The 14994-nt window shown below is 47.7% G+C and carries 8 protein-coding genes, 3 rRNA genes and 1 pseudogene; 2 read left to right on the top strand and 10 right to left on the bottom strand.

The window, feature by feature from the left end:
- The first annotated feature begins 45 nt into the window (after positions 1-45).
- A complete protein-coding gene (locus MKY42_RS00445; RefSeq protein ID WP_279634331.1) occupies positions 46-180 on the top strand; it encodes a hypothetical protein in 135 nt (44 codons plus the stop codon).
- Between the two features lie 37 nt (positions 181-217).
- Here MKY42_RS00445 and pdxT read toward each other — a convergent pair whose 3' ends face one another.
- From pdxT to MKY42_RS00405, 8 genes and pseudogenes are all read right to left on the bottom strand, one after another.
- On the bottom strand, positions 218-808 hold the full coding sequence (gene pdxT / locus MKY42_RS00440) for a pyridoxal 5'-phosphate synthase glutaminase subunit PdxT (protein WP_090905369.1): 591 nt from the start codon (positions 806-808) through the stop codon (positions 218-220).
- 65 nt (positions 809-873) lie between these two features.
- Positions 874-1113, bottom strand: a pseudogene (locus tag MKY42_RS00435) (hypothetical protein); the annotation flags it as partial.
- A gap of 240 nt (positions 1114-1353) precedes the next feature.
- Entirely contained in the window at positions 1354-2727 is a 1374-nt protein-coding gene (locus MKY42_RS00430) for a D-alanyl-D-alanine carboxypeptidase family protein (protein WP_177185940.1), read from the bottom strand.
- 446 nt (positions 2728-3173) lie between these two features.
- A complete protein-coding gene (gene guaB, locus MKY42_RS00425) occupies positions 3174-4631 on the bottom strand; it encodes an IMP dehydrogenase (protein WP_090905373.1) in 1458 nt (485 codons plus the stop codon).
- 358 nt (positions 4632-4989) lie between these two features.
- Positions 4990-5106 (bottom strand): 5S ribosomal RNA (rrf, locus tag MKY42_RS00420).
- Between the two features lie 146 nt (positions 5107-5252).
- Positions 5253-8177 (bottom strand): 23S ribosomal RNA (locus MKY42_RS00415).
- A gap of 309 nt (positions 8178-8486) precedes the next feature.
- Positions 8487-10038: ribosomal RNA gene (locus MKY42_RS00410) — 16S ribosomal RNA — on the bottom strand.
- Together the 16S, 23S and 5S rRNA genes form the textbook arrangement of a ribosomal RNA operon.
- 503 nt (positions 10039-10541) lie before the next feature.
- On the bottom strand, positions 10542-11099 hold the full coding sequence (locus MKY42_RS00405) for a hypothetical protein (protein ID WP_339847933.1): 558 nt from the start codon (positions 11097-11099) through the stop codon (positions 10542-10544).
- A gap of 77 nt (positions 11100-11176) precedes the next feature.
- On the opposite strand from MKY42_RS00405, the gene MKY42_RS00400 reads away from it, so the two are divergent.
- Complete coding sequence (locus MKY42_RS00400; protein WP_339847931.1) at positions 11177-11776, top strand: TetR/AcrR family transcriptional regulator; 600 nt, start codon at positions 11177-11179, stop codon at positions 11774-11776.
- A 146-nt stretch (positions 11777-11922) separates the two neighbouring features.
- On the opposite strand, the gene MKY42_RS00395 is transcribed toward MKY42_RS00400, so the two are convergent.
- Together MKY42_RS00395 and lysS are read right to left on the bottom strand one after the other, a co-directional pair.
- Positions 11923-13260, bottom strand: a complete 1338-nt coding sequence (locus MKY42_RS00395) for a TrkH family potassium uptake protein (protein ID WP_339847928.1) — start codon at positions 13258-13260, stop codon at positions 11923-11925.
- 189 nt (positions 13261-13449) lie between these two features.
- Positions 13450-14967: a lysine--tRNA ligase gene (lysS, locus tag MKY42_RS00390; protein ID WP_062329341.1), complete on the bottom strand. Its 1518-nt coding sequence runs from the start codon at positions 14965-14967 to the stop codon at positions 13450-13452.
- Between the last annotated feature and the right edge of the window lie 27 nt (positions 14968-14994).

Below are 14994 nucleotides of genomic sequence, written 5' to 3'. Positions count from 1 at the left end.
CTCATAACAAAACTTTGCAGCTCCGTATAACTTGATTATTCCTCAATGGTAAAAAACAACCTATGGCCTCCGGTGCTGCCCTACGCTGCGATTCCCGCTTTGGAAGCAGATACGGGCAACATCAGGCATCTGACCAGACAGCACCTTGCCAGCAAGCCTTGTGAGCCTCTGGAGGACTGATCCGGTTCACCGGCAGTCATAGGTTGTATATCAATCACTATTGGTTCTGTACAGGCTGTTTATACGACCTAGCCATGTCCACAAAGTATGCATGCAGTCGATAATCATCTGTCAGCTCAGGGTGATAGGAGCAAGCCAGCAGATGCCCTTGGCGAGCAGTAACAATCTCATCCTTGTAAGTGGAGAGAACTTCTACCTCTTCTCCTACACTCTCAATCAGGGGTGCCCGGATGAACACAGCCCTTACCGTCTCCTTAATGCCTTTTACCGGGAGATCCGTTTCAAAGCTTTCCCTCTGCCGTCCAAATGCATTTCTGGAGACGGTCATATCCATTAGCTCCAGATGAGCTTCCTCTTGTCCTGCAATATGTTTGGCCATAACAATCAAACCAGCACAGGTGCCGAATACCGGTTTACCCTCAGCAGCGAATGCTCGAATGGCCTCCATGAAACCATATTTGCGCATCAGTTTGCCAATCGTGGTACTCTCACCGCCAGGAAGAATCAACCCATCCAGCTCCTCAAGTTGCTGTACCTGTTTAATAGCCAATCCTTCTGCGCCAGCCCGTTCAATACTGCGAATATGCTCGGTGACTGCCCCTTGAAGTGCTAAAACGCCGATCTTCATTAAAATCCACCTTTCTCTTACCAGCCGCGATCCTTCATGCGCTCGGAAGGTGCAAGTTTGGAATGGGTACGGATCATGTAAGCCCATTCGCCAATCTGGCGCAACGCTTCACCCAAGTCCTTGGCGCCACTTACAAACGGGACAGTGAACTCGTGTTTGTAGATATGGAATACTTCATCAGATGGAGTCAGCACTACACTCTCATCAAGGTAATCCACTTTTAGGGATTCCAAGACCTTGGCTTCAACGTAATGTCCGATCCGCGCTTTCGCACCTCTTTTAACGCGTGCTGTTCCCGTTTCCATACCCTAATCTACCGTAATGGTTGTATCGTTCTTGTCCATAAACAGGATGTGGAATATGCCGTGTCAGTTAGAAGAACAATAGTCTTTTTAACTGATTTATACGTAGAATTCTAACTTGATATTTTACCGGAAAAATTGTAAATATACAATCCATCCGGTCGGAATTGCTTGTAATTTGTCAATGGCCCAACGACACTATATTAAAAATGTCATATTGTCCGTCTTCTTTCACCTTGTCTATTAGAACAGGTTTTTGATGCCATCAAACAGATCAACGAAGAAATCTTTCACTGCACGGAAGAAGAGACGGAACCAACCGCCTTTTTCGGCTTCTTCTGCGGTGATGAGGTTGACTGTCTTCTCCTGAGGCTCAATTCCCTCTGCTTTGTAGGTATAAGTAACCGTCCCAACCTTGGTTCCGGCCTTGATTGGAGCAACTAGCTTATCAGCTTCAGTTACATTGGCTTTAAACGTGACATCCAGGTTTTGGGTACCTTTAGGTACAACGAAACTTACTGCATTATCCGTCACAACAGGTACAGTTGTTTCCTTCCCTTTTTTCAAAGCTACAGCTTCCCAGCCTGTGACTTTAGTTTTGGCAGCAACCGCCTGTTTCACTTCAAAATTGTTGAATCCGAAGTCCAATACTTTCTTCGTTTCTCTGAAACGTGCCGGCTCCGAATCGGTACCCATAACCACACTGATCAGACGCATGCCATTACGCTCAGCCGTACCGGTAAAGTTATTCCCAGCGTTCGTGGTATGGCCCGTTTTCATCCCGTCCAGACCCTCATAAGCATAGCTTTTGAAGTTGGTTATATTTTTATTCGCTTCCAGCATCCAGTTATAGTTAATAATTGGATCTTTGTCATTGGGACGGAATTTATAGGATTGAATGGTTGTAAAATCTTTGTAGTCCGGGTGATCCATGATGATATATCTGCACAAAATGGCCGCATCCCGTGCCGACATAACGATTTCTTTGTCCTCAGCTGGACGGAAATCTGCAGGCATATCTGCCCGATCCAAACCTGTTGAGTTGATGAAATAGCTATCTTTCATTCCCATACGCTTCGCTTCATCATTCATCATTTTGACAAAAGCTTGTTCGGAACCAGCGATGTGCTCAGCCAAGGCCACTGTAGCATCATTGGCTGATCCTACAGCCATGGCGATATATAGTTCCTTAATAGTATGCTGATCACCTTCTGCGAGGAAAATGCGTGAGCCAGTACTTTCTGCAGCGTTCTTTTTGATTGTAACAACATCATCCCAACTAAACTTTCCCTGTTTAACCTGTTCAGCCACAATGTACTCGGTCATCATTTTGGTCATGCTGGCTGGCGGCATAGCTTTATCCGCATTCACATTGAGCAGAATCTGGCCCGTTGAAGCCTCCATCAGTATGGCTGATTTAACATCGAGTCCCAGTGAGTCTGCCGAAGGAATGTCCACAGCTTTTCCTGTCTTCGTTGTTGTAGCTGCCGCGGTCAACACCTGCCCCGAATCGTTTGCAGCAGCCATAACAGGCATTACCGCAGACATGCAGAGCATATTAATCAGCATAACCGAGGCTACGCTTTTTTTGAGCATTTGACGTTTTTTCTTATTCATTTGTTTGGCTTTCAATGATGAATACTCCCTTCGGTCCGAAGCTTTCTATTGTGTGCTTCAGTGCAGCTTGAGCTGCAATATTTTCTTAGTCCCAATCAGGTGGAGATGATGTGTGAGATGTGTTGTATATGCGCTGTATCGAAAGAGCAATGTCATTGCCCCTAAAGTTCGAATCGATTGTCACTTAGTTAGCATTAAATGAAATGCTTATGTAAAAGGACGTCCGCGCTTCTTTTTTCGCTGGGCAACCTTCAACCTTTGTCTATCACTCAAAATTCATTGTTAAAAACAGTTTCATAGACTCACGTCAAAAAACCGCCGCAATGCCCTAATCCATTAAAGGATCATTACCGCTTGTTCTATTCTATCACAGGGGTATCCGCAAAAAAAGACAGGCTCGGCGAAAATCGCCAAGCCTGTCCTGGAAATGATTAACACAATTCAGATTATAACGAGTAGTTAGGGGCTTCTTTCGTAATCTGTACATCATGCGGATGACTTTCACGAAGTCCCGCACCTGTAATACGAATAAACTGAGTGTTGTTGCGAAGCTGCTCCAAACTGCTTGTACCACAGTATCCCATACCTGAACGCAGACCACCAATCAACTGATGAATCGTATCAGACAATGGACCTTTGTAAGCAACACGTCCCTCAATTCCTTCCGGAACCAGTTTCTTGTCATCATCCTGGAAGTAACGATCTTTACTTCCTTGTTTCATTGCAGCCATTGAACCCATGCCGCGGTAAACTTTGTAGCTACGTCCTTGGAAGATTTCTGTTTCTCCAGGGCTTTCTGCCGTACCTGCAAACAAGCTTCCCAGCATAACTGCATGAGCACCTGCAGCAAGAGCCTTGGTAATCTCACCAGAGTACTTGATACCACCATCAGCAATGATTGGTACGCCATATTCACGCGCTACATTGGCACAATCATATACTGCTGTTACTTGAGGAACACCAATACCAGCAATTACACGAGTTGTACAGATGGAACCTGGACCAATTCCGACTTTGACAACTGATGCCCCTGCTTCGATCAACTCACGAGTTGCATCGCCTGTAGCAACGTTACCTGCAACAATTGTCAGGTTCGGGAAACGCTCGCGCAGCTGACGAACCGCATCAATGATGTTAATGTGATGTCCGTGTGCCGAGTCTACCGTAATCAGGTCCACACCGGCTTGAACCAATGCATCTGCACGTTCAAAGGTATCTTTGGAAATCCCGATCGCTGCTCCAACCAGCAAACGTCCTTGTGCATCTTTAGCTGCGTTAGGGAATTGAATTGCTTTTTCGATATCTTTAATCGTAATGAGACCTTTCAGTGTGTTGGACTCATCTACTAATGGAAGTTTCTCGATTTTATGCTTCTGGAGAATGCCTTCTGCTTCTTGCAGTGTAGTACCTACAGGCGCAGTTACCAGATTCTCACGTGTCATGACTTCGCTGATTTTAATGGAGAAGTCGTGGATGAAACGCAAGTCACGATTTGTCAGGATACCAACAAGCTTTTGATCTCCTTCAACAATCGGTACACCGGAAATACGATATTTCGCCATAACCGCTTCTGCATCAGAAACCAGATGTTCCGCTGTCAATGAGAACGGGTTGGTAATAACACCACTCTCAGAACGCTTAACCCGATCCACTTCCTCCGCTTGCTGCTCAACAGACATATTTTTATGGATGATACCAATACCGCCTTCACGGGCAATAGCAATAGCCAATGTTGCTTCAGTAACAGTATCCATACCAGCACTAATCAAAGGAATATTCAGTTTTACGCTGTCACTCAAACGAACAGATACGTCCACTTCTTTAGGCAGTGTCTCGGATTTCCGGGGCACCAGCAGTACATCGTCGAAGGTGAAACCTTCCTTACCAAATTTATCTTCCCACACGCGGGCGTTCCTCCTTATGTTTGCTCAGCTTTACGGTCCAAAACCCGAAGATCTCAGGCTGTATTTTATGCCGAAAATACGTTTTCTGAAAAATTTATTATTGCCATCTTAGCAAAGCGTTATTTAGACTGTCAAGGGAAACTCCCTGGTTATATTAGGTGTATTGCCTGATGCATACAACTGTATTTTCCATGCGGACAGGTTCATTTTATATATATAAAAATGCCACTCGATATGAGTGGCGTTTATCTATGTTAAGTCAATTACCTCACTGTTTCTAAGCCAACAGCTTTTAATGTATTTTTATATTTTTAAACAAATAAAAACCACCACCGAATAACATCGGCAGTGGTTCTTTGCTTGGCGGCGTCCTACTCTCCCAGGACCCTGCGGTCCAAGTACCATCGGCGCTAGAGGGCTTAACGGTCGTGTTCGGGATGGGTACGTGTGGAACCCCTCCGCCATCGCCACCAAACGCGATTTGTCGAAGCATAGCTTCTTGAAATCCAATATGGAACTGAAAATCATACGCACATTCTGTGATGTACCAATTTTCATTTCAGAGATTATTCTCTGAAAACTAGATCCGAAACGAAATTTGCAACTTACAACCTGCATATCTTGGATAAGCCCTCGACCGATTAGTACTGGTCAGCTCCATGCATTGCTGCACTTCCACCCCCAGCCTATCTACCTCGTCGTCTTCAAGGGGTCTTACATACTGGGAAATCTCATCTTGAGGGGGGCTTCACGCTTAGATGCTTTCAGCGCTTATCCCTTCCGTACATAGCTACCCAGCGGTGCTCCTGGCGGAACAACTGGTACACCAGCGGTACGTCCATCCCGGTCCTCTCGTACTAAGGACAGCTCCTCTCAAATTTCCTACGCCCACGACAGATAGGGACCGAACTGTCTCACGACGTTCTGAACCCAGCTCGCGTACCGCTTTAATGGGCGAACAGCCCAACCCTTGGGACCTACTTCAGCCCCAGGATGCGATGAGCCGACATCGAGGTGCCAAACCTCCCCGTCGATGTGGACTCTTGGGGGAGATAAGCCTGTTATCCCCAGGGTAGCTTTTATCCGTTGAGCGATGGCCCTTCCATGCGGTACCACCGGATCACTAAGCCCGACTTTCGTCCCTGCTCGACTTGTAGGTCTCGCAGTCAAGCTCCCTTATGCCTTTGCACTCTTCGAATGATTTCCAACCATTCTGAGGGAACCTTTGGGCGCCTCCGTTACTCTTTAGGAGGCGACCGCCCCAGTCAAACTGCCCACCTGACACTGTCCCCGCACCGGATTACGGTACCAGGTTAGAACCTAGATACGATCAGGGTGGTATCCCAACGGTGCCTCCACGCAAGCTGGCGCTCACGCTTCAAAGGCTCCCACCTATCCTGTACAGATCGTACCCAAATTCAATATCAAGCTGCAGTAAAGCTCCATGGGGTCTTTCCGTCTTGTCGCGGGTAACCTGCATCTTCACAGGTATTAAAATTTCACCGGATCTCTCGTTGAGACAGCGCCCAAGTCGTTACGCCATTCGTGCGGGTCAGAATTTACCTGACAAGGAATTTCGCTACCTTAGGACCGTTATAGTTACGGCCGCCGTTTACTGGGGCTTCGGTTCACAGCTTCGGATTGCTCCTAACCGCTCCCCTTAACCTTCCAGCACCGGGCAGGCGTCAGCCCGTATACTTCGCCTTACGGCTTCGCACAGACCTGTGTTTTTGCTAAACAGTCGCTTGGGCCTTTTCACTGCGGCCCCCTCGTGCTATTCACACTACCGGGGCACCCCTTCTCCCGAAGTTACGGGGTCATTTTGCCGAGTTCCTTAACGAGAGTTCTTCCGCGCGCCTTAGAATTCTCTTCTCGCCTACCTGTGTCGGTTTGCGGTACGGGCACCATCACCTGGCTAGAGGCTTTTCTTGGCAGTGTGAGATCATGACCTTCGCTACTATAATTTTCGCTCCCCATCACAGCCCAGCCTTACGATGTGCGGATTTGCCTACACATCAGCCTCACTGCTTAGACGGACATCCATCAGTCCGCGTCACTACCCTGCTGCGTCCCCCCATTGCTCATAACGGCTTACGGTGGTACAGGAATTTCGACCTGTTGTCCTTCGACTACGCCTTTCGGCCTCGCCTTAGGTCCCGACTTACCCTGAGCGGACGAGCCTTCCTCAGGAACCCTTAGGCTTTCGGCGGATCAGATTCTCACTGATCTTTTCGTTACTCATACCGGCATTCTCACTTGTATAATGTCCAGCGCTCCTTACGGTACACCTTCAACCCTTATACAACGCTCCCCTACCCCTGATGCAAGCATCAAGCCATAGCTTCGGTGGTGTGTTTAGCCCCGTTACATTTTCGGCGCAGAGTCACTCGACCAGTGAGCTATTACGCACTCTTTCAATGGTGGCTGCTTCTAAGCCAACATCCTGGTTGTCTGTGCAACTCCACATCCTTTCCCACTTAACACACACTTGGGGACCTTAGCTGATGGTCTGGGCTGTTTCCCTTTTGACAATGGATCTTAGCACTCACTGTCTGACTCCCGGAAGTAAGTCTATGGCATTCGGAGTTTGACTGAGCTTGGTAACCCTTGCGGGCCCCGCACCCAATCAGTGCTCTACCTCCACGACTCTGTTTTCCGAGGCTAGCCCTAAAGCTATTTCGGGGAGAACCAGCTATCTCCGAGTTCGATTGGAATTTCTCCGCTACCCCCACCTCATCCCCGCACTTTTCAACGTGCGTGGGTTCGGGCCTCCAGTGCGTGTTACCGCACCTTCACCCTGGACAGGGGTAGATCACCCGGTTTCGGGTCTACGTCCACGTACTACATCGCCCTATTCAGACTCGCTTTCGCTGCGGCTCCGGCTCTTCACCTTAACCTTGCACGGGAACGTAACTCGCCGGTTCATTCTACAAAAGGCACGCCATCACCCCTAAAACGGGCTCTGACTTTTTGTAAGCACACGGTTTCAGGTTCTATTTCACTCCCCTTCCGGGGTGCTTTTCACCTTTCCCTCACGGTACTGCTTCACTATCGGTCGCTAGGAAGTATTTAGCCTTGGCAGATGGTCCTGCCGGATTCATACGGGGTTTCACGTGCCCCGCACTACTCGGGATACATCTCGGAGAGAGCAGACTTTCAACTACAGGGCTTTTACCTTCTTTGGCGGGCCTTTCCAGACCTCTTCGTTTAACCGGCTCCTTTGTAACTCCATGTGAGATGTCCCACAACCCCAGAGAGCAAGCTCTCTGGTTTGGGCTTCTCCGCGTTCGCTCGCCGCTACTGACGGAATCACTATTGTTTTCTCTTCCTCAGGGTACTTAGATGTTTCAGTTCCCCTGGTATGCCTCTACATAACCTATGTATTCAGTTATGAGTAACTGGAAATTACCCCAGCTGGGTTTCCCCATTCGGACACCCCCGGATCAAAGCTTGCTTACAGCTCCCCGAGGCAGTTTCGTTGTTCGCCACGTCCTTCATCGGCTCCTAGCGCCTAGGCATCCTCCGTGTGCTCTTAGTAGCTTAACCATAATTGCTCCGGTTTCGACTGCTCGCTTCCCTTGTTTTGCTTACGCAAAGCCAAAAGTCACTCCCATTCGATACCATCGCAATGCAGTTTTCACTATTTATTGAAACTTGTTTTAACACAAGTTCAGCTTAAAAAGGAATGTTCTAAATCGCAAAATTTCGTTTCGATATCTAGTTTTCAAAGAACAAGCTCCATGCAAAAGCAAGCTGTTTGAGAGTTTGAGCTCTCAAAACTGAGCAACGAGTGAGTAGTTTTTGCAGCTAAGCTGCGTATTTGAATGTTTCCACGCGGGAAACGATTCTCCATAGAAAGGAGGTGATCCAGCCGCACCTTCCGATACGGCTACCTTGTTACGACTTCACCCCAATCATCTATCCCACCTTCGGCGGCTGGCTCCTTGCGGTTACCCCACCGACTTCGGGTGTTATAAACTCTCGTGGTGTGACGGGCGGTGTGTACAAGACCCGGGAACGTATTCACCGCGGCATGCTGATCCGCGATTACTAGCAATTCCGACTTCATGCAGGCGAGTTGCAGCCTGCAATCCGAACTGAGACCGGCTTTTTAGGATTCGTTCCACCTCGCGGCTTCACAGCCCGTTGTACCGGCCATTGTAGTACGTGTGTAGCCCAGGTCATAAGGGGCATGATGATTTGACGTCATCCCCACCTTCCTCCGGTTTGTCACCGGCAGTCACCTTAGAGTGCCCACCCGAAGTGCTGGCAACTAAGATCAAGGGTTGCGCTCGTTGCGGGACTTAACCCAACATCTCACGACACGAGCTGACGACAACCATGCACCACCTGTCTCCTCTGTCCCGAAGGAAAGGTACATCTCTGTACCGGTCAGAGGGATGTCAAGACCTGGTAAGGTTCTTCGCGTTGCTTCGAATTAAACCACATACTCCACTGCTTGTGCGGGTCCCCGTCAATTCCTTTGAGTTTCAGTCTTGCGACCGTACTCCCCAGGCGGAGTGCTTAATGTGTTAACTTCGGCACCAAGGGTATCGAAACCCCTAACACCTAGCACTCATCGTTTACGGCGTGGACTACCAGGGTATCTAATCCTGTTTGCTCCCCACGCTTTCGCGCCTCAGCGTCAGTTACAGCCCAGAGAGTCGCCTTCGCCACTGGTGTTCCTCCACATATCTACGCATTTCACCGCTACACGTGGAATTCCACTCTCCTCTTCTGCACTCAAGTCACCCAGTTTCCAGTGCGATCCGGGGTTGAGCCCCGGGATTAAACACCAGACTTAAATGACCGCCTGCGCGCGCTTTACGCCCAATAATTCCGGACAACGCTTGCCCCCTACGTATTACCGCGGCTGCTGGCACGTAGTTAGCCGGGGCTTTCTTCTCAGGTACCGTCACCTTGAGAGCAGTTACTCTCCCAAGCGTTCTTCCCTGGCAACAGAGCTTTACGATCCGAAAACCTTCATCACTCACGCGGCATTGCTCCGTCAGGCTTTCGCCCATTGCGGAAGATTCCCTACTGCTGCCTCCCGTAGGAGTCTGGGCCGTGTCTCAGTCCCAGTGTGGCCGATCACCCTCTCAGGTCGGCTACGCATCGTCGCCTTGGTGAGCCGTTACCCCACCAACTAGCTAATGCGCCGCAGGCCCATCCCCAAGTGACAGATTGCTCCGTCTTTCCAGTTTCCTTCAGGAGAAGAAAACAACTATTCGGTATTAGCTACCGTTTCCGGTAGTTGTCCCAAGCTTGAGGGCAGGTTGCCTACGTGTTACTCACCCGTCCGCCGCTAACCATCTGAGAAGCAAGCTTCTCATCAAGTCCGCTCGACTTGCATGTATTAGGCATGCCGCCAGCGTTCGTCCTGAGCCAGGATCAAACTCTCCAATAAAGTATTGAAAAGAGCGATAAGCTCATTTTGAAACTGACGAGATTAAAAATCTCATTTTATGCTCCAGTCGATCCAAGCCAAGGCTTGTCTCAAACTTTCGCGTTCACTCTGCAAGCAGAATGTTTACTCACTCGTTGTTCAGTTTTCAAAGATCAAACTTGTTTCATTGCCGTGTGTTGTTCACCTCAGCAACTTTTATATCTTATCACATCCGAACCAACTTTGCAAGCTTTTTTTTAAAGTTTCTTTCGAAGCTTATTTCATTTGCTTGCCGCACCGTGTTTCTCGTGTTTTCTTGGCCGGAATTAGAATATACCATGTACAGATTTCGAATGCAAGCTTTATTTTCAATAAATTATATCTATTCTCTCAATGAACTACACTTCTGAAGCCAGGCCTTGTTTTAGCTCCCATTAATCATTAGACACGCTCTTGCCAGAACATGCGGATCACCTTTCTCTCACAGATATTCCGCACGTTCTCCCCTCCTATCCAAGGATATGTTACTTCACTTTCTTCACAGGCATCTTTCGCGGCCATAAACTATAACTGAAGCTGATTATAAAATCGATTCCCAATATGATTCCCCATACTCTTATGAGATTAGAAAATGCCGCAGTACGCTCCGTATCACCAATCCACCAGATCATCGCGAGCAGAAACATGCTACCTATGCACCAAGCCAATAGATGTCTAAGCCATCCCACTCTTTCACGACTAGCATGCTCACTGCCGTACACCTTACTGCTCCGAGGATTATCTCCACCTTTGAACCAATATAGGAAATAACGATCAGCCCAAGCGATCATCTGATGACCATAGGCAATACTCACACCTATATATATAGCTGCAATGCCATGAACCATACTTGCTGTAGCACCCCGTTGAAGATCCATCACCGTCGCTACCATAAGAAGAACATCCACAACCGGCGTTGCCATTAACAGCGCAATCCCTGTCCGTTTCATCCCAAGCAGATAACGCACACTCAGACCTGTAGCGACAAATACCCAGAAGGCAATCTCACATCCAATAATAAAATAGGCAATCAAATGATCCACTCCTTTTATAATACAAATGTATTAAATACAATTTAACACGTTTGTATTATAATAATCAACAATGATATAATCCTTATATGCCTAAAATAGTTGATCATGATAAACAACGTCTGCTCGTAGCCGAAGCGGCTTGGCGTGTCATCCGAAGAGATGGCATGGAACAGGCCTCCGTACGAAATATTGCGGTAGAAGCAGGAATATCGGCCGGGTCTATGCGCCACTACTTTTCAACCCAATCGGAACTACTCCTATACGCAATGAATCTGGTATCCGAACGGGTATCGAATCGAATCACACAGATGTCCTTTAATTCATCTCCTTTGGAGAATATGAAGCTTCTGTTATTAGAACTCTTGCCAAGCACGGATGAAAAAATGGCCGAAATGGAGGTGTGGTACGCTTTTACAGCCAAGTCCAAAAGCGACCCTGTTCTCAAAGAGCATGCCGACAAAGTCTATAACGAGCTCCGACACGCGATGGCTACGGTTATCACCTACCTCAAGGAGCTCAATCTCTCCCGTACAGACCTTGATAAGGAGCTGGAAATTGAACGGCTGTACGCACTGGTCGACGGTTTGGGAATTCATGCGATTCTTCGTCCTGACCAGATGAACACCAAGATCATGGAGGATATCCTTACTATGCATCTTGCAACGTTATGCCAGGATGCAGAATAACATACCGTCAAATCAATCAAAACAGCTCTACTCTTCGTACCAACAGGAACCGAGTATTTGCTTCTATGTAAAAAAAACCGTCAGGCATTCGTTGTAACTAACCTATTCCATAAAGGGTTAGTCCTAGATGCGTGACGGTTTTCTTTTTATCCAATAATAATCCGGCCCTCCGGATGGCGATACAGCTTCTTCTCTTTGCGCGGACGAAGTGCGTATGCGATAGTGAGTGGCCCGATACGTCCGATAAACATCGTGAAGGCGATAATTACTTTTCCCCATGCCGTTAATTCATGCGTTACCCCCACCGACAAACCTACTGTCCCAATTGCCGAGGCCGCCTCAAACATGAGTGAAAGGAACGGTGCGTCCTCTGTCGTAAGTAGTAACATTACCACAACCATGAATATGATCAAGGAAACCATAATAATCGTCAATGCTCTCATCAGCAAATCTTTCGGAACACGCTGACGGAAAAATACAATATCTTTATTGCCACGAATCATGGCATACACCGCTCCAATCATAATCAGGAACGTTGTCGTCTTGATCCCACCCCCGGTTGATCCCGGGGAAGCCCCAATAAACATCAACAGAATGAAGAAGAACTGGGTTGCCTGCCTCATCTGGGTAATATCAATGGTGCTCGTACCCGACGAACGTGTAGAGACCGATTGGAAGAATGAGGCATAGATCTTTTCGCTCCAACTGAGAGGCGCCAGAGTGTGCCCATTGGTGAATTCAAATACAAAAAGTACAATGGCACCAATACCAATCAGCGCACCTGAGACGGACAATACCAGTTTGGACTGCAACGATAAGCGGCGACGCTTGCGGAACTCAAACAAATCATTCAGCACCACAAAGCCAAGTCCACCCGATATAACCAGTACGGAAGCTGTCAGGTTAAACAACCAGTCGCCTGTATAATACTGAAAACTGTTGCCAAACAGATCAAAACCACCATTATTAAATAATGATACCGAGTGAAAAGTACCATAGTATACCGCCTGCCAAAAAGGCATCTCCGTTGCCCAGCGCAGTGCCAGTATAACGGCAGCCACACCTTCAATGGTAAACGAAAAAATCAGCACTTTGCGGATAATGCGAACAATGCCTTCCATACTGTCAGCGTTGATCGCCTCTTTCAGCAGCAGTCTGTCCTTCAGCGAAATTCGCTTACCTAATACTAATGCAAACAACGTTGCGATGGTCATGAAGCCAAGTCCACCTAGCTGCATAAGCACCATAATCACAATTTGACCAAACAGGTTGAAGGTTGTCCCTACATCCACTACAACCAACCCGGTTACACACGCGGCAGAGGTAGACGTAAACAGCGCATCAATAAACGCCAAATGCTCACCGCTTTGATTGGAGATAGGTAGCATGAGCAGAATCGTACCGATCATGATAATAAGCATAAAACCACCAACCAGAATCAATGGGGGTGATAGGAATTTAGCAATGTGAAGCCTAAACTTCATGGAGGGCACCTCTTTTAACATAATACAAGCAGGTAGGCGAACAAATTCTGACACCACACTTTGATAACACATGCTCTTCAGACGAATCTGTCACTTCGATGCCTATGTAAACCTAAAGAGGAACTTGCCACAGCATCATACTGAACGGCAGGTTCCTCTTCTATTATGAACGAGTCAAACGTTCCTTATTTAATCCTGTGTACGAGGACGCATGTGAGGGAAGAGCAGTACGTCACGAATGGACGGCGAGTTGGTCAACAACATGATCAGACGGTCAATACCGATCCCCAGTCCACCTGTTGGTGGCATACCATATTCGAGCGCACGGATGAAATCATCATCCATTTCGTGTGCTTCGTCGTTCCCGTGTTCTTTCTCCAGCAATTGTGCCTCAAAGCGCTGACGCTGATCAATTGGATCATTCAGCTCCGTAAAGGCATTTGCATGCTCACGTCCAACGATAAACAGCTCGAAGCGGTCCGTGAAGCGTGGGTCTACATCGCTCTTCTTCGCCAGCGGCGAAATCTCAACCGGATGCCCCATAATAAAGGTTGGTTGAATCAACGTCTCTTCTACAAAATGTTCGAAGAATGCATTCAGAATATGACCAAATGTCATATGCTTTTCAACTGGAACCTTATGTTCTTTCGCCAAACGATGAGCTTCCTCGTCCGTCATGTGCACGGAGAAGTCCACGCCTACAACTTCCTTAACCGCGTCTACCATCGTTACACGACGCCATTGTGGTGTAAGATCCACTTGATAGTCTGCATATTGAATAACTTGTGTACCAAGCACTTCCTGTGCAATGTGAGCAACAAGATTCTCAGTCAAACGCATGATATCCTGATAATCGGCATATGCCTCATAAAGTTCAATCATCGTGAACTCAGGGTTATGACGTGTCGACATTCCTTCGTTACGGTATACACGGCCGATCTCATATACCTTCTCCAGACCGCCTACAATCAGACGTTTCAGGTGAAGCTCAATCGCAATCCGCATGTACAATTCCATATCAAGTGCATTATGATGCGTGATGAATGGACGCGCAGCGGCTCCACCAGCGATGGTGTGCAGCGTCGGCGTTTCCACTTCCAGATAACCCAGAGAATCCAGGTAACGGCGCATCGACTGAATGATTTTGGAACGAGTAATGAAGGTCTGCTGCACTTCGCGATTCATAATCAGGTCAACATAGCGCTGACGGTAACGCAGCTCTACATCCGCGAGTCCATGATATTTATCCGGTAGTGGGTATAGTGATTTGGACAATACTTCAAGGTTTTGAACCTTAACCGAAGTCTCACCTGTCTTGGTTTTGAAGATTACCCCAGAGACACCTACAATATCCCCTAGATCGAGCAGGCTGAACGCGGCGTATTTGTCTTCCGGCACAGTATCCTGACGAACATAGATCTGGATTCTGCCGCTCAGGTCCTGAATATGTGCAAAGCTCGCTTTACCCATTCCCCGCTTCGCCATAATCCGTCCGGCAATACTGACTTCGATGTGCTTCTCTTCCAGCTCTTCCTTGGTCAGTTCTTCATACTTCTTCAGAATGGAGCCGGCTTCTTCCGTACGTACGTATTTTTGGCCAAAAGGGTCGATTCCCAATTTGCGGAGCTCGTCCAATTTGTCGCGGCGAATTTGTAAAAGCTCACTTAGTTCGGTTTCGGTTTCCTGATTCAAGACTTCATCCGTCATGATCTATATTCATCTCCTTATTTACAT

Origin of the sequence: Paenibacillus sp. FSL W7-1088 (assembly GCF_037969855.1) — a bacterium.
GTDB lineage: Bacteria > Bacillota > Bacilli > Paenibacillales > Paenibacillaceae > Paenibacillus.
This window is presented reverse-complemented; position numbering and strand designations above follow the sequence as displayed.